23 protein-coding genes and 1 pseudogene are annotated in these 19,605 nt (G+C 30.7%); 3 read left to right on the forward strand and 21 right to left on the reverse strand.

Going from position 1 to position 19,605, the window contains the following annotated elements; all coding sequences use genetic code 11:
• Positions 1–127 precede the first annotated feature (127 nt).
• The gene (locus tag HXZ69_RS13855; RefSeq protein WP_260392044.1) at positions 128–256 is read right to left on the reverse strand and encodes a hypothetical protein; all 129 of its coding nucleotides are present in this window, start codon (positions 254–256) and stop codon (positions 128–130) included.
• A gap of 3 nt (positions 257–259) precedes the next feature.
• A complete protein-coding gene (locus tag HXZ69_RS13860; RefSeq protein ID WP_286496319.1) occupies positions 260–1,102 on the reverse strand; it encodes an alpha/beta fold hydrolase in 843 nt (280 codons plus the stop codon).
• A gap of 177 nt (positions 1,103–1,279) precedes the next feature.
• Here HXZ69_RS13860 and HXZ69_RS13865 point away from each other — a divergent pair, with 177 nt between their 5' ends.
• The 3 genes from HXZ69_RS13865 (at position 1,280) to HXZ69_RS13875 (ending at position 3,650) form a co-directional block, all read left to right on the forward strand.
• Positions 1,280–2,494: an NAD(P)/FAD-dependent oxidoreductase gene (locus HXZ69_RS13865; protein ID WP_286496321.1), complete on the forward strand. Its 1,215-nt coding sequence runs from the start codon at positions 1,280–1,282 to the stop codon at positions 2,492–2,494.
• 98 nt (positions 2,495–2,592) lie between these two features.
• Entirely contained in the window at positions 2,593–2,979 is a 387-nt protein-coding gene (locus HXZ69_RS13870) for a DoxX family protein (RefSeq protein WP_286496322.1), read from the forward strand.
• A 119-nt stretch (positions 2,980–3,098) separates the two neighbouring features.
• Positions 3,099–3,650 carry a ferritin gene (locus tag HXZ69_RS13875; protein ID WP_286496324.1) on the forward strand — a complete coding sequence of 184 codons (552 nt, stop codon included), beginning with the start codon at positions 3,099–3,101 and terminating at the stop codon, positions 3,648–3,650.
• Positions 3,651–3,683: 33 nt separating this feature from the next.
• Here HXZ69_RS13875 and HXZ69_RS13880 read toward each other — a convergent pair whose 3' ends face one another.
• From HXZ69_RS13880 to HXZ69_RS13970, 19 genes and pseudogenes are all read right to left on the reverse strand, one after another.
• A complete protein-coding gene (locus tag HXZ69_RS13880) occupies positions 3,684–3,932 on the reverse strand; it encodes a hypothetical protein (protein ID WP_286496326.1) in 249 nt (82 codons plus the stop codon).
• Positions 3,933–4,019: 87 nt separating this feature from the next.
• The gene (locus HXZ69_RS13885; protein ID WP_286496328.1) at positions 4,020–4,472 is read right to left on the reverse strand and encodes a hypothetical protein; all 453 of its coding nucleotides are present in this window, start codon (positions 4,470–4,472) and stop codon (positions 4,020–4,022) included.
• Between the two features lies 1 nt (position 4,473).
• Positions 4,474–5,469, reverse strand: coding sequence for an SDR family NAD(P)-dependent oxidoreductase (locus tag HXZ69_RS13890; RefSeq protein ID WP_286496329.1), 996 nt, complete (start codon positions 5,467–5,469; stop codon positions 4,474–4,476).
• Positions 5,470–5,546: 77 nt separating this feature from the next.
• Complete coding sequence (locus HXZ69_RS13895) at positions 5,547–5,798, reverse strand: GlsB/YeaQ/YmgE family stress response membrane protein (protein ID WP_019976198.1); 252 nt, start codon at positions 5,796–5,798, stop codon at positions 5,547–5,549.
• Positions 5,799–5,926: 128 nt separating this feature from the next.
• The gene (locus HXZ69_RS13900) at positions 5,927–6,442 is read right to left on the reverse strand and encodes a pyridoxamine 5'-phosphate oxidase family protein (RefSeq protein ID WP_286496330.1); all 516 of its coding nucleotides are present in this window, start codon (positions 6,440–6,442) and stop codon (positions 5,927–5,929) included.
• A 9-nt stretch (positions 6,443–6,451) separates the two neighbouring features.
• Complete coding sequence (locus tag HXZ69_RS13905) at positions 6,452–6,682, reverse strand: hypothetical protein (RefSeq protein ID WP_286496331.1); 231 nt, start codon at positions 6,680–6,682, stop codon at positions 6,452–6,454.
• Between the two features lie 39 nt (positions 6,683–6,721).
• Positions 6,722–8,845, reverse strand: a complete 2,124-nt coding sequence (locus HXZ69_RS13910) for a catalase (protein WP_286496332.1) — start codon at positions 8,843–8,845, stop codon at positions 6,722–6,724.
• 211 nt (positions 8,846–9,056) lie between these two features.
• Positions 9,057–9,220, reverse strand: a pseudogene (locus HXZ69_RS15395) (IS982 family transposase); the annotation flags it as partial.
• A gap of 572 nt (positions 9,221–9,792) precedes the next feature.
• Positions 9,793–10,821, reverse strand: coding sequence for a ferrochelatase (gene hemH / locus HXZ69_RS13920; protein WP_280050373.1), 1,029 nt, complete (start codon positions 10,819–10,821; stop codon positions 9,793–9,795).
• A 396-nt stretch (positions 10,822–11,217) separates the two neighbouring features.
• Positions 11,218–12,516 carry a cryptochrome/photolyase family protein gene (locus HXZ69_RS13925; protein WP_286496333.1) on the reverse strand — a complete coding sequence of 433 codons (1,299 nt, stop codon included), beginning with the start codon at positions 12,514–12,516 and terminating at the stop codon, positions 11,218–11,220.
• The gene (locus HXZ69_RS13930) at positions 12,506–13,063 is read right to left on the reverse strand and encodes a lipocalin family protein (RefSeq protein WP_286496334.1); all 558 of its coding nucleotides are present in this window, start codon (positions 13,061–13,063) and stop codon (positions 12,506–12,508) included. The genes HXZ69_RS13925 and HXZ69_RS13930 overlap by 11 nt, the downstream gene beginning before the upstream one ends.
• Positions 13,053–13,754, reverse strand: a complete 702-nt coding sequence (locus tag HXZ69_RS13935) for a lycopene cyclase domain-containing protein (RefSeq protein WP_286496335.1) — start codon at positions 13,752–13,754, stop codon at positions 13,053–13,055. The genes HXZ69_RS13930 and HXZ69_RS13935 overlap by 11 nt, the downstream gene beginning before the upstream one ends.
• On the reverse strand, positions 13,751–14,209 hold the full coding sequence (locus HXZ69_RS13940; protein ID WP_282630981.1) for a sterol desaturase family protein: 459 nt from the start codon (positions 14,207–14,209) through the stop codon (positions 13,751–13,753). The genes HXZ69_RS13935 and HXZ69_RS13940 overlap by 4 nt, the downstream gene beginning before the upstream one ends.
• 4 nt (positions 14,210–14,213) lie before the next feature.
• Positions 14,214–14,672: an SRPBCC family protein gene (locus HXZ69_RS13945; protein WP_282630980.1), complete on the reverse strand. Its 459-nt coding sequence runs from the start codon at positions 14,670–14,672 to the stop codon at positions 14,214–14,216.
• A 3-nt stretch (positions 14,673–14,675) separates the two neighbouring features.
• Complete coding sequence (locus tag HXZ69_RS13950; RefSeq protein ID WP_286496336.1) at positions 14,676–15,134, reverse strand: hypothetical protein; 459 nt, start codon at positions 15,132–15,134, stop codon at positions 14,676–14,678.
• Positions 15,131–15,967, reverse strand: coding sequence for a phytoene/squalene synthase family protein (locus tag HXZ69_RS13955; protein WP_286496337.1), 837 nt, complete (start codon positions 15,965–15,967; stop codon positions 15,131–15,133). Before HXZ69_RS13955 ends, HXZ69_RS13950 begins: the two co-directional genes overlap by 4 nt.
• A gap of 6 nt (positions 15,968–15,973) precedes the next feature.
• Positions 15,974–17,446 (reverse strand): bifunctional phytoene desaturase/3,4-desaturase, encoded by a 1,473-nt coding sequence (crtID, locus tag HXZ69_RS13960; protein WP_286496338.1) that lies wholly within the window; start codon positions 17,444–17,446, stop codon positions 15,974–15,976.
• Positions 17,447–17,454: 8 nt separating this feature from the next.
• Entirely contained in the window at positions 17,455–17,859 is a 405-nt protein-coding gene (gene uraH, locus HXZ69_RS13965; protein WP_286496339.1) for a hydroxyisourate hydrolase, read from the reverse strand.
• A gap of 13 nt (positions 17,860–17,872) precedes the next feature.
• Positions 17,873–18,526 (reverse strand): MarR family winged helix-turn-helix transcriptional regulator, encoded by a 654-nt coding sequence (locus HXZ69_RS13970; protein WP_286496340.1) that lies wholly within the window; start codon positions 18,524–18,526, stop codon positions 17,873–17,875.
• Between the last annotated feature and the right edge of the window lie 1,079 nt (positions 18,527–19,605).

Genomic DNA, 19,605 nt, shown 5'->3' on the forward strand with positions numbered 1-19,605 from the left:
TTTTGTCTTTTTAATCATCATAAAGCTATATTAGTTTTTTACTAATTTAGTCTACGAGGATATGACGTACCCACAATGATTTACATCAAAATTCTGTTTGGATTGATTATCAACATTATTGTTTTGATCAAAAACTAAAACAACCTTCTACATAAGTTGGTATTTTTACTTTTCTAAAATTAAGCCAAGCATAGCAAAGTCCTCCTAAACCAGCAATTGCCAAACTAGAAACAATTGTTTTATTTACTTTTCCCATCTTCTACTCTTTTTTATGTTCGATATTTAACAAAAACTCAATCAAATCCATATTCAACTGTTCTTTATGAGTTATATTCAATCCATGCGGCGCATCGTCATACACAATGTAAGTCGATTTCGCGATCAATTTTGCAGCTTGATCTCCAGCTGTTTTAATTGGTACAGTTTGATCCTCTTTTCCATGAATAATTAATGTTGGAACATCTATCATTTTACATTCAGCTCTAAAATCTGTGTCCATCCAAGAGCGTGCAGCTCTCAAAGTTGCAATAGGTGAAGCATGCGAAGCAACCGAAAAATCAAAATCTAATTGTTCTTTGCTTACAGATTTTTTTAACAAGCCATGATTATAAAAACCTTTATGAAAACCTTCTAAAAATTCTAAACGATTTGTTTCAAGTTGATGAACAATCTGATCTAAGTCTTTTTGTGGAACGCCGTGTTCGTTATCATCAGTTTGTTTTACGAGTGGAATAATTGAACTGATCAATGCTATTTTCGAAATATTACTGTTTCCATAATTGGTAATATAACGCACAACTTCTCCTCCACCCATCGAAAAACCTACTAACACAACATTTTCCAATTGTAAATCATCAATCAAGGCATGTAAATCTTCAGCCAATGCATCATAATCGTAACGATCCCATGTCGCACAAGATTTTCCAAAACCTTTTCGATCATAGGCAATACAACGAAAACCAGCTTCTACAATTTTAGGAATTTGATATTCCCACGATTGTAAACTAAGCGGCCAACCATGAATCAAAATAACGGGTTGAGCAAGTTTATTACCGTAATCGATATAATTTAGTTTATAATCTTTTCGTTTTAATTTAGCCATAATAATATTTTTAAGTGGTTTATAAATAATAATCTAACTGATAGATTATGATCATATTCATCACAATCATTAAGCCAATTATGAAATATTAGCGATTTCTGTAATAAAAAAGTCAACAATCAAAATTTGGCTTGATTTTTTAGGTAACTAAATTTCAACTTAAACAAGTTCGCAACTATGGATTTACATTCTGGATTACCTTATTGGATTGTTAAAAACGAATTTTTTGATTTATATCATCCTCTTCGAAATGATTTTAAAATAGATGTTGCTATAATTGGCTCCGGCATTACAGGAGCTTTAGTTGCGCACGAATTATGTGAAGCAGGTATAGAATGTGCTCTTATCGATAAACGAACAATTTCTACAGGAAGTTCTGCAGCAAGTACTGCTCAATTACAATATGAAATTGATACCCCGTTAAGTAAATTAGTAAATATTGTTCCCGAAAAAATTGCTATTGATGCTTATTTTAATTGCTTGGATTCTATTACAGTTATAGAAAATATATTCAAAAAAACTAATATTGATGCTGATTTTACACGTGTTCCTACAGTTTTATTAGCGAGTAATCAGCAAGGTGTGAAATTGTTAGATGAAGAATATACAATAAGAACAGAAGTCGGTTTGCCTGTCAAGTATTTAGATGCTAAGCAATTGAAAACTTACCAAAATATTGACGGAATTGCAGCATTGCAAAATGATACTTCTGCTCAGATGGATGCATATAAAGGCGCTATCAATTTATTAAAGTATCATCAAGAAAAACATCAATTACAGATTTTTACCCATACAAAAGTGGAAAAAATAGACGAAAATAAGAACAATTGCGAACTATGGACGGAGCATGGACATACTATTTCGTGCAAGTATGTAATTGTTGCTACTGGTTTTGAAGCAGGTCAATTTCTACCTAAAAAAGTAATGAATTTATTATCTACTTACGCCATTTGTTCGGCTCCCATTGATAAAAAAATGGTTTGGCCAAATCGTAGCTTAATATGGGAAACAGCAGAACCATATCTTTATATGCGAACAACAAAAGATAATCGATTGATAGTTGGTGGTGAAGATGAAGATTTTCAAAATCCTGATAAAAGAGATGATTTACTTCGAGCAAAAATTAGAACTCTTGAACGTAAATTTAGCAGATTATATCCAGAAATTGAATTTAATACTGAAATGGCTTGGTGCGGAACTTTTAGCTCTACAAATGATGGTTTACCTTATATGGGTCCTTGGAAAAAAGGTGACCGAACATTATTTGCATTAGGTTATGGGGGAAATGGGATTACTTTTTCGATGGTTGCAGCTCAAGTTTTAAAAAATATTATTCTTAACCAAAAAGATAGTCGCTTAGAAACTTTTGGTTTTGATCGACCAACTAAATAATTAAAAGTAAATTTCTATTCTTATTTTATAACTACATTCATAAAATTAGAAAGATTATTTGATTTAATTGGACGGCAAATACTAAATAAAATATTATTATGAAAAAGAAAACAAAACAAAATATAGCTCGTTATAGCCTAGGTGCTTTTTTAGTGGTAGCGGGTATTACACATTTAACAATTGCGAGAAAAGAGTTCAAAGCTCAAGTTCCTAATTGGGTACCCTTAGAGAAAGATGATACTGTTGTATATTCAGGAGTGGTAGAAATAGCACTTGGTAGTTCAATTATATTAGTATCGGACAAAAAGAAAGAACTTGTAGGTAAAGTTATTGCAGGATTTTTTGCTGCTGTATTCCCTGGAAATTGGGCACAATATAAAAATCATAGAAATGGATTTGGTCTAGATACGGATCAGAAGCGTTTAGCAAGACTATTTTTACAACCATTACTCATGCTTTGGGCAATCAAATCAACTCAAAAATAACCATATTCAATAGAGATCAATATATGAATACATCAATATTTTAGAAAGTATTAACATTTAAATTAATAGTTTGGTCTGAAAATTCCAAATTAAAATATCATAACTAAATAATCACAAAAATGAATACAACTAGAATTTCAAAAAATTTACAAAAAGCTTTAAATGATCAAATCACTTTAGAAGCCTTTTCTGCGCAAATGTATTTGATGCTTGCTTGCTGGGCAGACGAAAATCAATTAGATGGAATCAAAAATTTTATGATGAAACACTCACAGGAAGAGCGTGTACATATGGCTAAAGTTATGGAATACGTTCAAGAAAGAGGAGGAATTGTAAAAATCGAAGCTATACAAAAACCTGGTCCTGAACCAAAAAATGTATTAGAGTGTTTTCAAGCTGTTCTAAAACAAGAAATTGAAAATACAGAATCCATTTATAAAATTGTCAAAATGAGCATGGATGAAGAGGATTGGGCTACATGGAATTTCTTACAATGGTTGGTTGCTGAACAAAGAGAAGAAGAGAAATTAGCTTTAGACTTGCTAGATAAAGCTAAATTAGCTGGTGGTGCTAATATGTCTGATGCTGCAAAATTTGATTTGAATAAGACTATTGGTCAAACAGGACAGGAATTTCCTACTGCAGACCAAATCAACCCATTAGCAGAATAAATTAATTCTTGTAAAATCAAAAATCCCTTAATTTTAATAAAACTTAAGGGATTTTTGATTGCTAGAAAATAAAGAGAAAATATTAGGTATTTTCTTCATCACTGGATTATCAACCAAAGAAGGTAGCAACAAAATTATTTTTCCATCCAAATGCTTTTTGTCATCACGTAAATCTATTGTTTTGTACTCAGGTAATGTAACACCAACACTTTCGTAAGCCTCATTCAATTTTGCAATGGAATAATGGACATTTAACTCTCCAATACCCTCCAATGCTTTCATAATACGCTGCGATTTCCCTAAAGAATCCTCTATAAAGACCGAAGTTTTTCCTTTCGCTCTATTATGATCTACCCAATCACGTATGTTTTATTCTTGTTCTGCCACAGAAAGCCAATTGTAAACAGGAAGACCGAAGGTACTTTCGGTAATGAATTCGTGGCATTTTACAGCTTCAAAAGCCGTAGAAAGCCCATCATCTTGCAATTTATAATCTCCAGAAATTACGCTTACATAACCTTTATACTCTATCCTAATTTGTGCTGAGCCGATTATGTGACCTGCAGAATGTAATGAAACTTTAACCCCATTTATAGTTAGTTGTTCGCCATAACCAATACTTTCGCATTCGATATTTCTACCAATTCTTGAAAATAAAATAGGTTTAGTGAAATGATGACACAAATATTTTTTCATTCCACTTCGAGCGTGATCGGCATGTCCATGCGTGATAACTGCTAAATCTACAGGTCGCCAAGGATCAATATAAAACTTCCCTGGAATGCAATAAATACCTTTGGATGTGAATTTTAGCAGTTTCAAATTAATTTGTTTTTTTTGATTTATTTTTTAAATGTTTCGCTACAAAAAATCCTGCAGCGAATACTAGCGATGTTCCGATGATTTTTTGATTTGTTTTTGTTGGTACTGGAATAGCCATCTTTCCATAAACAGCATGTGGATCCGTAGAAGGTTGTAAAACATTACCTTCATCAGCCTTTCCTTTTTTCACCTTCATCATCAGCCTTAAAACACCTGTTGCTAAATTGGTAAAGGTTTCTGGAAAAGCTCCATGTGCAAGCTTTAACATAAATGATGTGGCGTCTGGAAAGGTATCATTTTTAGGTTTATTTATTAAATTATATATCACCTTTGCGGTATCTTTAGGATCGGCTGCAAACGGAGGTATTTTAAAATCTAAACCTGAGAATTTAGCGGAATGCATATTTCCTGTAGATTGTTGAACTTGTGGATAAACGTTGCAAATATGAATTTCGGGATACACACTATACTCACTTTGTAAACCACTCATCAACCCTTTTATTCCTGTTTTAGTTGCCGAATATACCGAACTAAATGGAGCTGGCATATATCCTCCAATGGAAACATTATTAATTAAAATGCCTTGATTTTGTTCTTTAAAAACGGGTAAAACGTAGTACGCTCCGTGCATATACCCCATTAAATTGGTTTTGATTACTTGTTCGTTTATGTCCATAGGAATTTCCTCAAATTTTCCACTTGCCATAACACCTGCATTATTCACCCACACATCTATGCGTCCAAATTCTTTCAGAGCAAATTCAACTAAATCTTTTACTTCATTTGCATTAGAAACGTCAGTTGATTTATAAACCGCTTTTCCACCGAAAGCATTGCATTCTGAAACCGCCTTTTCTAAACCTTCTACACCTCGTGCTGCCAAAACCAATTGATATCCATTTTGAGCAAATAAGTGTGCTGTAGCTAAGCCAACACCACTAGAAGCGCCAGTAATTACCGCTGTTTTAGTAATTAAATCAATGACTGTATTTTTCATAATTATAAATAGTAATATTAAACAAAAAGTCTCAGCGCTCTGAGACTTTACAGTATTTTAATCGTTAATTAGACAGTCTATTTTTTCGAAATCATTCTATACACTGCTAGACATAAAACTGCTCCAGCAATTGCAACTAAAAAACTAGAAATATTAAATCCGCTTACATCGACACCTAAAAGCATCGATCCAAGCCACCCACCGACAACAGCTCCAATAATCCCAATAATTATTGTTACTATCCAACCACCTGGATCGTTACCAGGGTGTATTGCTTTTGCTATTGCTCCGGCTATAAGGCCGAAAATTATCCATGTTAGAATTCCCATAATGTGTGATTTTTAAATATTAATAAATTGCGTTAATAAAAATAATATTTCAAATGCAATGCCATAAATAGTTTGTTTCTGCATTTTTCTTTAATTAATTAACATTGTAGAAGACAATAATTTATTCTTTATAGTTTCAGTTCTCCTTCAATTCCTCCGTCTTCAATTGTACTTCCTGTAACGGCGGCAAAAAGCATTTTCGACATGGCAATAAACTTATTGTCTTTGGTTTCGTAATAATACCCATCGTTTGGCGAAACTTTTATTAGACTGATATTAGGATCGTCTTTTCCATCAAACCAAGCATTTGCAAAATTGGTCCAATATTTATCAATTAAAGTTTTATCTTTTGAAACACTGGCTTTTCCTTTAATAAAGATGTATTCGTATTTAGAATTATTCATAAAATACAGTTCTACATTAGGATTGGCTTCAATTTCATCATTTTTCAGTGAACGAACATCACTCAAAAACCAGAGGATACCAGCCTCATCTACTTCTTGAAGAGCCATTGGTCTACTTGTAGTATTACCGCCAATATTGGTGGTAAAAAAGCAAGTTCGGGCAGTTTCAGCAATAGTTTTTATCTTTTCAATGGCTTTATTTCCGCTCAAATTTTCTGTCGGTGACTGTGCATTTCCCATATTTTATTTTTAATGATTATCAGTTTTATGATTAAAACAATTTTTCTCCTCATTGATATGAAAAGTAAAATTTGTACAAACTATAATGTCATTGCTATCAAAATGTTTTACAATGCCATTTTTTTCCATCGTTACAACCCAACACGAATTTTGATGCATACCATAATCAATTATAAAAATAGTACGACCTCTACCAATAGGGGTATCAACAAGTATTGTAGGACTAAGTTGTAATATCATTCGTCTAAATTTTATATTTATATCACGTTAAACATTTTATTATGAAGGAACCTTCCTTTCTTCTTCACGGTCCCAAATACGATGTAATTTCATTACTTGAATAAAATCCGCAATCCAATTCTCATTTTCATCTTCTAAAATCACTCCTCTATCAAGTTTAACAAATGAATTATCCATTAACGAACCTGCTCCTTTTGCAAATGCTAATATTTTACAATGTCTGTAAGAATCATTGATAAATTCATAATAATCTGGATTCAATTTTAAAGATTCTATTGATTTGCCTGATGGTGTAAACACTGCATCATAACAAACAGATGGATCTGTAAGATAACTATGGGAAATCTTTTCTTTACTTCCTTCTTCATAAGTTAGCTCTCCAACTTTAGATGAAATTAATACCGCTTGAGCTCCCTCTTTTTCCAATGCTTTTTTTAATTGATCTACACTTTTTTTAGAAACACCATTATCTACTAAAAAGGCTACTTTTCTGGTTTTAATAATCCCTTCACCTTCTTTTACTTTCATACTCAGTGCATCAGATGAATTTATTTCTTGTTTTTTAGGCTTCAGAGGATAATTGGGATGATTTTGCCTTGCAAAACTTAATGTCAGCTCATCCAACTTTTTTGGAGGGATAATACCAAGACTATCTCCTACTTTTTGCGCTAAAGTTTTATCAATTTGATAAAGTATAGCAACTTGCCTCTCTCTAATTTTTGGATCAGAAACCTTACTCAATTCAAAACTAAAAGCATCTATAATATGTTGTTTCTCTGGTTTGGATTGAGAATTAAAAAACAAAGTTGCTTGCGAGAAATGATCAGCAAAAGAATCAGATCTAGCCCTTACTTTCTTCCCTTCTACCTTTTGTTCATGAGATTGAAAACCTTCCTCTCCCTTTAACATTGCATGATATGGGCAACCAGAAGCTTTGCTGTTAGGAAAATAACTTACACCTCCTTTCAGTATATCAATTCTCCCTGTTCCATCTTTTTGATTATTATGCTTTTGGTTTAATGATCTATTAATAGGTATTTCATGGAAATTTGCTCCACCTAATCTATAATTCTGTGTATCCATATACGAAAAAATACGACCTTGCAATAAAGGATCATCAGATAAATCAATACCTGGGATAATTCTTCCAGGGTCAAAAGCCACTTGTTCAGTTTCAGCAAAAAAATTGTCGGGATTGCGGTTAAGGGTCATCGTTCCAATGATTTTTACAGGAACTAATTCTTCTGGAACCAATTTCGTAGCATCCAAGATATCAAAAGAATATTTTAATTCATCTTCTTCAGGAATTAGCTGAACACCTAAATCCCACTGCGGAAAATTTCCTTCATCAATAGCTTCCCATAGATCTAGACGGTGAAAGTCAGAATTAAATCCTGATATTTTTTGAGCTTCATTCCACGCAACAGAATGCACTCCTAATTTAGGTTTCCAATGGAATTTAACAAAAGTTGCTTTACCTTTCTCATTAATCAATTTAAATGTATGTACACCAAACCCCTCCATCATTCTAAGGCTTCGAGGAATTGCTCGGTCAGACATCGCCCACATTATCATATGTGCAGATTCAGGCATTAATGAAATAAAATCCCAAAAAGTATCGTGCGCTGAAGCAGCTTGGGGAATTTCTTTATCTGGCTCTGGCTTAACAGCATGTATTAAATCAGGGAAATTCATAGCATCTTGAATAAAAAATACAGGAATGTTATTTCCAACTAAATCATAATTACCATCTTCTGTATAAAATTTTACTGAAAATCCTCTAACATCCCTAGCTAAATCTGTTGATCCTTTAAATCCTGCAACAGTTGAAAAACGAATAAATAGTGGTGTTGTTTTACCTTTTTGAAGAAAATTTGCACATGTATATTCACTTATATCCTCATGTATTTCTAATATTCCGTGGGCTCCACTACCTCGAGCATGTACAACTCGTTCAGGTATTCTTTCTCGATCGAAATGACCCAACTTATCAAAGTATATATGGTCTTGTTGTAAAGAAGGTCCTCTATCTCCAACTTTTAAGGTGTTATTATTATCATAGATAGACACACCATCATTAGTCGTCAATTTTTGATTCGAATTATCAATTGTAAATTGACTCATTTGTTCTGATTTAAGGTCTGATTTTTTTGATTTTTTCATATGCTAATATTAATTAATGAATTAGAATTGACGAATAGAACGTAATAAGAAAAAATAAAATCAACACAAAACTTATAGCTTTATTGTTATTTATTTATATTATACATAATTTTATTATGATATAAATCAATTAAAGTGCCATTTTTTCTTAAAATGATAAAAAAGCACCTTTATAAAAACAATAAACTATTTAAAAAACCCCTTGTGAATTTTAAATAATTTGAGTTTTTAGATTTTTAATATTTCAATTAAAGTAATTTTATTAATGTACTGAATCACTATTAGTGTAGTAATTTTAGCTGGAATTCTGGTTTTAAACCTTTCAAAAGTCGTTGCATAATTGCGTCTAATCATAAACTGATCGCATAGTTGAGATTTATATCATTCAAAAAATGAATATCATAAACAGATGCGGGATTGATATCAATCCCCTGGAAAACACCAGCTAAATTTCAATAGATCACATGGATCATTTAAAGGAAAAACTCCATATGAAATACTGAAATCAATACTAAAATAATTATATTTATTGTCTACGAAGTGATGAAATACAACAATAATAACCCTGCATTATAGTTTCTCCCATTCCATTTTGCCAGAAGTAAATAACAAACTATAAGAACAACAATAATAAACATTGTTCTTGAAACTATATACCAATTTGATATATAAATTTCTTTCGCTTTGCGCTTAGCAATTGTTTTGTAAAAAATGAAAATGGTTCTATTATAAATCCTTTATAACAGAACCATTCTTATATTAATATTTTTGATTTATATACACTTCTCTGTAAATAGCTAATCTTTTAAAAACATTTTAAGAATCTTATATGCAAAATTTAGATCTATTAGCTTAATAGCATACTAATAACTGATAGAATCACTTTTAACAATTAAAAGTCTATGTAGAATATTTGAATTTAATCTATAATTGTTAAATGTTTAAGATTATAATAAATAAAAATCATCTATTTTTTCTTCACATAAAGTTTTGATTACATGTATCCATGAATCATTATCATTTAGACATGAAATATACTCATAAGCTTCTCCCCCATTATCAATAAATATTTCTTTTCCTTCCATTGCTATTTCCTCTAGAGTTTCCAAACAATCAGATACAAATGCAGGGCAAACAACTGCCAATTTTTTTATTCCTTTTGATGGTAAAACTTTTAAAGTAGAATCTGTATATGGCTCAATCCATTTATCTTTTCCTAGTCTAGATTGAAATGAAACAATTGTTTTTTCGCGAGATAAATTTAATTTTTCTATAACTTTTTTTGTTGTCTCAAAACATTGATGACGATAACAGAATTGATGACTTGGATTAAATTCTCTATCACAACAGTCACTTAAATTACAAGTCCTTGTAGGATCTGTTTTATAAATATGTCTTTCTGGGATACCGTGGTAAGAAAATAACAGCCCATCAAAATCATTCGAAAACTTGTCTTTTATACTTTCAACAAGACAATCTATATATATATCTTTATTATAAAATGGTTCCACATAATTTATTTTAACAAATGGAAATTTTTCTTTTCTTACTTTTTCTGATTTCTCTACTACAGATTCTGTTGTACTCATAGCATATTGAGGATACAATGGAAATAGTACAATCTTATTGACTCCTTTCTCAACTAGTTTAGAAATTCCATTTTCTATACTAGGTTCAGCATATCTCATTCCTATTTCAACAGGTATATCAACAATATTTTGTAATTTATTTTTTATTTTTTCAGTAATGACTATTAAAGGAGATCCCGCATCTGTCCAAATTTTCTCATAAGCTTGTGCGGATTTTGATGGTCTTGTATTTAGAATTATTCCTTTTACTAAAAGTGTTCTTAGAATCCAATTATAGTCAATAACTCTTTCATCCATTAAAAACTCTCCAAGATATTCTTTTACGTCATTTACGGATGTAGATTTAGGTGATCCTAAATTAACTAATAATATTCCTTTTTTACTCAATTTATTTACTTTTATGGTTACTATTTTTTTTTAATAAATAATTAAAAAAATGTATAAACATGCAACTCTATTTACAATTTAAATGAAATTTGTATATTAATGCATTACAACATTTACAAATCGGAAATATTTATAATTGTTTTATAACAATCAAAATACTCTTGTCCATAAGTGTTTTTATTATTCATTATTTTTAATCTAAATCTTTGATAGAAAGTTTTTACAAACCTCACTTTTACTAAAGACAATAAGGTGATTAATTGAATCCAGCTTGAAATTTCAGTATGGATGTAGATACTTTGTAGTGAAGTTTTGATATTAATTCTTCAAAAGCAGAAAATGTGGAAAAATATATTATAATCGTTTAATATTTTAAATCATTATTATTCTTTCATTTTACTCCTTGAATGCTTCGTTAAAAATGCTTAAAACTCTGTTTCGAGCAAAATTATGAGGAACTATAGGAGAAGGATAATCATCAGTTTCAAATTCTGAGACCCACTTTTTGATGTAAAGAGATTCTTTATCAAATTTTTCTGTCTGAAGAGTTGGATTAAAGACTCTGAAATAAGGTGCCGCATCGCATCCTGATCCAGCAACCCATTGCCAATTACCATTATTTGCAGACAAATCATAATCGTTTAGTTTTGATGCAAAATAAGCCTCTCCCCAACGCCAATCTATGAGTAGATGTTTGCATAAAAAACTTGCTGTTATCATTCTTACTCTATTATGCATAAAACCAGTTTGATTAAGCTCTCTCATTCCTGCATCTACAATAGGATAACCTGTTTTCCCATCGCACCATAGCTTAAATTCCTGCTCATTATTCCTCCACTTAATAGCATTATACTTTGCCTTAAAAGGTTGGTGAACAACATATGGAAAATGATAGAGTATTTGCATAAAAAATTCTCTCCAAATTAATTCATTTAGCCATGTTTCATTTAGCTCTATCGCTAACGCAACACATTTTCGTACACTAATCGTTCCAAATCTAAGAGCTATACCTAATTGGGTCGTACATTGTAAAGCAGGATGATCCCTATATTTATGGTAATTTTGAATAATTTCCTTATCTAGCTTTGGCTGTTTGAATAAAATTGATGTTTTTAAAAAACCAATTTCTTTCAGTGAAAGAATCGTTTTGAATTCTGTTTTCAAAAATTTACTGTAATCAGGCTTATAACATTTATAATCTTCTGTTTTCAAAATTTGTTTCCATTTTTTTGCATACGGCGTATATACTGTATAAGGAGAACTATCTTTCTTTAAAATATCTTTCTTGTCAAAAATTACCTGATCTTTAAATGCTTTAAACGAAATGTTATATAACTTAAAATAATTGTAAATCGAAGTATCTCTTTTAATTGTCAAAGGTTCATAATCACGATTACAAAATATAGAATGAATAGCAAACTCTGTAGAAAGTTGCTGAAAAATTTTGAAAGGATCACCATAATATACATGGAGACTTGTCCCAAAGGATTTTAATTGATCATTAATATTTTGAAGCGCTTGATGAATATAATCCACCCTCCTATCTTTCTTGTCATCCAGTTGTCGTAGAATAACTTCATCAAAAATAAAAATAGGTAACACAGGAACTCCAGATGAAAGAGCGTGGTACAGCCCAACATTATCTTCTAAACGAAGATCTCTTCGAAACCAAAAAATGGAAATTTTATTTTTCATTTAAAAATGGATTATCATTTCGATTATGTTCTATCCAAACCAAATTGGATATATCATAACCAATTTCTGAAGCTAATGCAAGAAAGTTTGTTTTAATATTATCTGGAATATCTTGCGTCCTAGATAAAATCCATAAGTAATTTAGATTTTTACCTATAACCAATGCATATTGATAGTTTTCATCCAAAGCAATTATGTTATATCCAGCATAGAAAGGTCCAAAAAAGCTTACTTTTAGCTTTCCAATTTGCTTACCGTGTCTAAATTTTGCTTTACCTATAGCTTGCTTCCATACTTGTTTATCCTTATTAAATCCGCTATTTGAAACCACCAGATTTCCTTTTTTATCAAAAGTGTAGTTAGCGGACACATTATCCAAGTTTTTCTCGAAACGAAAATCTAAACGAGCGATTTCAAACCAAGTACCTAAATATCGATCAACTTCAAAATTTCGAACAGCATCTGCCTTTTTAGGAATAGAGGAACATGAATTGGAAAATATTAACAATCCTATACAAGCTGTTTTCAATAGTATTTTATTTTTCATTTTCATGAGATTTTGATTTAAATTGTTTAAAAAAATAGAGAACTAAAAGAAATTGCGTATACCCATACACAGCATCTTCTATTGGTATAGTTCCCATTCTGATTCCCAAAAAATCATCAGGATTATAATTTACAATTGGCGACTCTAATCCTGTACCTGTTAGAATACCATTTACAGGAAAGAAACCAAGCATAAGAATAGTGAAAACAAACGAAGCTTTTCCTATCCAATTTACACAACGAACAAAGTGTAAGTACAGTAAAACAACCAATGTTATAACAGCTGTTAATAGGGTATAAATTCTATCATAATAAAGTAAAGCGACAATTGAACAAACAATCACACTAAAAAAAACAATCAGATTATTAAAACAGGAAAGCCTATCTAATTTAAAAAATTTATCAAAGCAGAAATAAGTAAATATGCAAGAAAATGGTATACAAATAAAAAACAACCATTCTTCTAAAGGTAGACCTCCTATAAAGAAACCAAGTGTATAATCTGTATTAAACCACCACACTCCTTTAGCTGTAAACCAAATATCCCATGCAATAAATGGAACAGCTACAACAAGTGCTGCCTTAAAAAAAGCTCCAAAATGACGGTGAAAAAGAATACGAGAATCAAAGGATGATAAGAAACAAATAATTATTGTAAAAAATAAAATCAAAATATAAGTATAGGACATCATTTTTGCGCAGAATTAAAGTACATTTTAAAATACTTGAAAGGAACATATAGAAACCCAAAACATTCTCCATTATCTTTATTTAGATGCTTATGATGTTGTTTATGAGCCCTACGAAGAGCAAGAAAATACGGATTCTTTATTCGTTTAAAATAATTCAGTCGTTGATGAATAAAAACATCATGCACAAAAAAATACGCCATACCATAAAGCATAATTCCTACCCCAACAAAAAATAAGTAATTATAACTATTGAGCGAACCAAAATACATCAAAGCAATAGTCGGAATCGCAAATATCACAAAAAAATAATCGTTTTTTTCAACTGATCCTTTATGGCTATGATCATGATGATCTTTGTGGAGAAACCATAAAAATCCATGCATCACATATTTATGAATAAACCATGTAACAGGCTCCATAAGTACAAATACTAGCAATACTAAAAATAAATTCATACACCTAAGTATTAAATAATTGCTTTAATACTTGATGACGATAATCAAATATTCTATTCAATTTTTTTTTCACCAAAAGAGAATGTACAACATTTCCCAAAACTCCAAAAGGAAGCTCATATTCTACTGTATCTTTCATTAAAATCCCCTTTTCATTGGGAATAAATTCATGAAAATGTTTCCAATATTTATATGGTCCTTTTTGTTGAAAATCTGTAAAGCTTTGCTGCGGATCTACTTGAATAATCTTTGTCTGCCATTTCAAAGGAATACCCAATAGTGGTGACACACTATAATCGATGAGCATACCTTCAAAAATTGGCTGATCCTGATCTTCTGACAAAACTGTAAAAGCCATATCTTTTGGTGTAATTTCCGAAAGATTCATTGGAGAAGAAAAAAATCGCCAAGCTGTATCAATATCACAATACAGCTGTTGTTCTCTATACAAACGGTACTTCATCACTTATTCGTTTAAAATTTTTTCAATATTTCTACGCAAATTTATAGACGATATTTTATGCCTATTTTCCGATAAGATTTGCGTATCTTCTTCAACCTTTGAATAGTAGTTCAAAAATGAGGGTGCGTTTTTTTGTACTGATAATCTAATAAACCTCAATTCTAAATTTTCAGGTTCTATACGTATCGCCTCCTCTATATTTTTTTTACCTTTATTAAAAGTTTTAAGCTTATTAAATGGATTAGATACATGCTTGGAATTAATTGTTTGAGCACCACCTAAATAACCCAAATAAATAGCAGATTTATTTTTTATATGGTCCAATTCAACTATTACATTTGCACATAATTCTTTGTCATTAGATAACTTAGCATAATTAGCCCTTAGCTCTTCTAGAACTACCTCAGTTTGATTTATAAAACCTAAAAATCCCACAATGAGAAACCCTAACATTTTAATCATAACCAAGCAGCTTTATATCTTAAGTAACTTTTAAACGCAACAAAAACTTTTTCAGAATTAGCTATTCTAATTCTTCCATTTAAAATTTCTTTGGATGATTTTTTTTTGATCTTCTTAAACAAAGAAAGATAGTATTTATATGCTAGATAGACTCCAAAAATAGACGAAGCTGGAAGTTTTTTAATTCCAATTAATGCTTCATGAAATTCTTCTTCAATTTCTTTTTCTATCTCGTATTTTATCTTATTATCAAAACCACTTATATCTACATTCGGAAAATAAGTTCTACCCAAAACATGATAATCCTCTTTCAAATCTCGAAGAAAATTAATTTTCTGAAAAGCAGAGCCCAATTTCATCGCATAAGGTTTTAATTCTGCATACTTATCTTTATTACCATCTGTAAAAACCTGTAAACACATGAGTCCTACTACCTCAGCAGAACCTAAAATATAGGTTTTGTATAAGTCCGAGTCATATTCTATTTGTTGCAAGTCCATTTCCATACTACTCAAAAACTGATCGATAAGCTCTTTATCAATCTTATAATTATTTACAGTCTCTTGAAATGATTGTAAGATGGGGTTAAGCGATATCCTCTCATTTAATGCATGTAAAGTTTCTTTTCTCAATCTTTTTAAAAGCTTCTCTTTGTTATATCCATGAAAACTATCTACGATTTCATCTGCCAACCTTACATAACCATAAATCGCATAAATAGCCGATCGAATAGAAGGTTTTAAGGCAAGAATACCCAAAGAAAAACTTGTGCTATATTTTTGAGTTGTCATCTTACTCACCGAATAAGAAAGCTCATCAAATAATTGTTTCATACGGATTTAATTTTTTATTTTGTTGATCTCATTGGCCACTATTTTACCAGATATAATAGAGGGAGGAACTCCTGGTCCAGGAACAGTTAACTGACCAGTATAAAATAAATTCTTTAGCTTTTTATTTCTTATTTTAGGTTTTAGTACTGCTGTTTGATTAAGTGTATTAGCTAACCCATAAGCATTACCACCATAAGCATTATAATCGGACACAAAATCTCTGACACAATAACTTTTTTTAAAGTCAATTTTAGACTGTAAATCTTGAGTACCTGTATGCTTTTCTAATCGCAAGAGCATTTCCGTTAAATACTTCTGACGTACAAATTCACTGTCATTTATTCCTGTAGCAATCGGCATTAGTAAAAACAAATTTTCTTTACCATTAGGTGCTACTGAATGATCTGTTTTTGAGGAACAACAAGCATAGAACAAAGGTTTTTCAGGCCATCTTTTATCTTCGTATATACTATCTATATGCAGATCTAAGTCATGTTCAAAGAATAGTGTATGATGTTTTAAATGCGGAATGGTTTCGTTAAAACCTAGATAAAAAATCAGACAAGATGGTGCAAAAGTCCTTTCTCTCCAATAATCAGCGGTATAATTTCTGTACTCTTCGTTCAAAAGTGTTTCAGTATGATGATAATCAGAAGAAGCAATTACTTCATCAAATTCATGGATTTTACCATTTATAAGAAGCGAACTTACTTTTTGATTTTTTACATTTATTTTTTCAACATTCGAATTAAAATGAAAGTTCGCCCCTTGTTCTTCTGCTACTTTTTTCATTGCTAATACCAGTTGGTAAAAACCTCCTTTAGGATAATAAGTACCTAGTACATAACCGCCATAATTCATCAAACTATACAAGGCTGGAATCTTTTCAGGAGATGCGCCCAAAAATATTACGGGGAACTCCATTAAAGCTCTCAATTTCTTATCTTTAAAATACCGTGCAACATAGGCTCTAAAATTAGATAGTAAATCTAATCTCAATGCACTTTTAGCAATTTTAAGAGAAATAAATTCACTCCAATTGGCACAAGGTTTATGTACAAAATCCTTCATTCCTACTTCATATTTGAATTTGGCAGATTTCATAAATTTTTCTAATTGAAAACCAGCACCTTTCTCTATTTTTTCGAAGGTTGCTTTTAGTGCTTCAAAATTTTCAGGTACATCTATTTTTTCATCCGAAAAAATCATCTCAAATTGAGGATTTAACGATATCAATTCAAAAAAAGAAGAAGTAGTATAACCAAAATCCTCAAAGAAATCTTGTATAACATCTGGCATCCAATACCAACTTGGTCCCATATCAAATACATAACCTTCTTCTGTTTTTAATTGTCTTGCTCTTCCGCCTGGCTGATTATGTTTTTCAAATATATGTACTTCATGTCCTTCTTTTGCTGTATAAGCAGCAGCTGATAAACCAGAAAATCCAGATCCAATAATGGCTATTTTTTTTTTCATATCTTGTTTTAACTTCCTTTATATGTAGAATAGCCATAAGGAGATAAAGTCAATGGTACATGAAAATGCTTATCCCCTTTAATATGGAAAACAATCTCGATAAAAGGATAAAATGTTTGCAACTTTTTTCTATCAAAATAAGATTCAATATGAAATACGAGTTTATAAACACCGTCATTATTCTGACCATAAGGTAAAAAATTCCCTATTCTACCATCTTTATCTGTAATTTGTGTACTTACCTTAGTCCACGAATTGTCCACATTCATTTTCTGTAATGTAACTGAAACAGATGGTGCAGGATCTCCAGTAGAATTATCTAAAATATGACTGGACAATTGATATGTTTTCGTTTGTGAAAAACAGTACAAAGAACAACAGAAAATTAGAAAGAAAAATACACTCTTTTTCATAGTAGTTATTTTTTTAATTAATATGTTTGTAAGCCTCATCTAATAAATCTTCTGTATCAAAATTCTTTTGATAAATATCTTGATGAAAAGCTTCAAGTTTGTTGAGTAGATTTATTAATTCCATTTTTTCAGCATAAGTTAAATTACCTGCTACAATTTGTGTCGCAAGCCTAATTTTATCCATTTGTTCTTCAAGAACTTCTAAACCTACTGAACTAATTTGAATAACTTTACTTCTTTTATCCAGCTCAGATGAAGCTTGATCTACCCAACCTTTAGCAATTAGTCGATTTATAATTTGCATCCCTACTGGTTTTTCATGCACATTTTTCTTTATCAAATCCATTTTTGTCATCTCCCCAAATGCCTTTAAATTGATTAAGTAAATAAAATCTTCTTGAGATGAAAAATCCGATCCTATAATAGCAGATTTTGAATAACTTTTCGCATACCTATTCATATGAACAAGTAATGTACTTATAACACTTTCAGGCGATCTCATTTTCTCTTTTCCAATCCAATGAGGAACATCACAAGAACTTTCTAGATGATTATTTAAAATAATCCACTTTTTAAAATCATCAATAGAAGCATTAGCATTACACGTATTTTCTTTTTCAAACTCTTCTATTAAATCAACTACATCTTTGATTAATTGGAAATTCATATATAATATTTAGTTTACAAATATACTATTTTAAAACAAATAAAGAATATTATTATACTATATATTAAAAATAATATCCGAGCTTATTAAAAAACAATGTAATTTTATAAGTATAATTCTAACTTATCAATACTTCGGCAGACTCGTCACAAGCAAGACTTGGCTGTAAACCTCTCTACTAAAAATATTCTCATTTCACTAAAGATTTTAAAAACGCTACGGGCTAAAACCTTTTTAACGTTATTCAAACATTTTCTTAACGTGAGAGTATTAATGCCGGTTTCTTCATCCTCTTTTCTAATTCAAATTCGTTGTCATTTCGATTCTAAATCGTTGGGTTTTTATAATTCGTTATTTATCGTCTAAGTCTTCGATACAACGTTTTGCAAACGCCACTCTGACTGACGATAATAAGAAGCTGAACTGAATTCAGCTTGACAATTTGGTTTTTTATTTAAAAACAATTTGATTGATGTCATTCTAAGCCTGCCAAAGAATCTCTTCTTTTCATTTTTATTCATGAGTTACTAATTGTTTTTAAATGAATTCATATACCCTTCGGGGAAGTCTTGACACAAAAACGAAACAAAAAAGATGCCGACAGTAGTCTCTCAATGATTCAACTAAATAAATTATTTCCATAAAGTTGATAACTCACTTCGTTCAGACACCTCAACTTTTTTTATTCCAATAATTTAGAATTGAATTGCATTTCGATCCTAAATCGTCGAATTTTTATCATTCTTTTTTAATATTCAAATTCACTTTTAACAACGGGTTTTGTCATTCGTTATTTATCGTCTAAGTCTTCGATACAACGTTTTGCAAACGCCACTCTGACTGACGATAATAAGAAGCTGAAATCAAATCAGCTTGACGATTTGGTTCTTTATTTAAAAACAATTTGATTGATGTCATTCTAAGCCTGCCAATGTCGTACTTCATGACTTCGTAGACTTTAAATATAATTATTTTAGTTTTAATTTTAGTATTTCATAAGGCAGTTTTTCCTTTAAAAGATCCATGTGGTCTATTGAAATTATAAAAATTTTCCCATTGTTCTAATTTTTGATTTAGAT

Source organism: Empedobacter sp. R132-2 (assembly GCF_030324375.1).
Classification (GTDB): Bacteria; Bacteroidota; Bacteroidia; order Flavobacteriales; family Weeksellaceae; genus Empedobacter; species Empedobacter falsenii_B.

Coding starts and splice junctions, on each gene's coding strand:
- HXZ69_RS13855 (WP_260392044.1), bottom strand. CDS start 256: ATGGGAAAAGTAAATAAAACAATTGTTTCTAGTTTGGCAATTGCTGGT.
- HXZ69_RS13860 (WP_286496319.1), bottom strand. CDS start 1,102: ATGGCTAAATTAAAACGAAAAGATTATAAACTAAATTATATCGATTAC.
- HXZ69_RS13865 (WP_286496321.1), top strand. CDS start 1,280: ATGGATTTACATTCTGGATTACCTTATTGGATTGTTAAAAACGAATTT.
- HXZ69_RS13870 (WP_286496322.1), top strand. CDS start 2,593: ATGAAAAAGAAAACAAAACAAAATATAGCTCGTTATAGCCTAGGTGCT.
- HXZ69_RS13875 (WP_286496324.1), top strand. CDS start 3,099: ATGAATACAACTAGAATTTCAAAAAATTTACAAAAAGCTTTAAATGAT.
- HXZ69_RS13880 (WP_286496326.1), bottom strand. CDS start 3,932: ATGAAAGCATTGGAGGGTATTGGAGAGTTAAATGTCCATTATTCCATT.
- HXZ69_RS13890 (WP_286496329.1), bottom strand. CDS start 5,469: ATGAAAAATACAGTCATTGATTTAATTACTAAAACAGCGGTAATTACT.
- HXZ69_RS13895 (WP_019976198.1), bottom strand. CDS start 5,798: ATGGGAATTCTAACATGGATAATTTTCGGCCTTATAGCCGGAGCAATA.
- HXZ69_RS13900 (WP_286496330.1), bottom strand. CDS start 6,442: ATGGGAAATGCACAGTCACCGACAGAAAATTTGAGCGGAAATAAAGCC.
- HXZ69_RS13905 (WP_286496331.1), bottom strand. CDS start 6,682: ATGATATTACAACTTAGTCCTACAATACTTGTTGATACCCCTATTGGT.
- HXZ69_RS13910 (WP_286496332.1), bottom strand. CDS start 8,845: ATGAAAAAATCAAAAAAATCAGACCTTAAATCAGAACAAATGAGTCAA.
- HXZ69_RS13925 (WP_286496333.1), bottom strand. CDS start 12,516: ATGAAAAATAAAATTTCCATTTTTTGGTTTCGAAGAGATCTTCGTTTA.
- HXZ69_RS13930 (WP_286496334.1), bottom strand. CDS start 13,063: ATGAAAAATAAAATACTATTGAAAACAGCTTGTATAGGATTGTTAATA.
- HXZ69_RS13935 (WP_286496335.1), bottom strand. CDS start 13,754: ATGATGTCCTATACTTATATTTTGATTTTATTTTTTACAATAATTATT.
- HXZ69_RS13940 (WP_282630981.1), bottom strand. CDS start 14,209: ATGAATTTATTTTTAGTATTGCTAGTATTTGTACTTATGGAGCCTGTT.
- HXZ69_RS13945 (WP_282630980.1), bottom strand. CDS start 14,672: ATGAAGTACCGTTTGTATAGAGAACAACAGCTGTATTGTGATATTGAT.
- HXZ69_RS13950 (WP_286496336.1), bottom strand. CDS start 15,134: ATGATTAAAATGTTAGGGTTTCTCATTGTGGGATTTTTAGGTTTTATA.
- HXZ69_RS13955 (WP_286496337.1), bottom strand. CDS start 15,967: ATGAAACAATTATTTGATGAGCTTTCTTATTCGGTGAGTAAGATGACA.
- crtID (WP_286496338.1), bottom strand. CDS start 17,446: ATGAAAAAAAAAATAGCCATTATTGGATCTGGATTTTCTGGTTTATCA.
- uraH (WP_286496339.1), bottom strand. CDS start 17,859: ATGAAAAAGAGTGTATTTTTCTTTCTAATTTTCTGTTGTTCTTTGTAC.
- HXZ69_RS13970 (WP_286496340.1), bottom strand. CDS start 18,526: ATGAATTTCCAATTAATCAAAGATGTAGTTGATTTAATAGAAGAGTTT.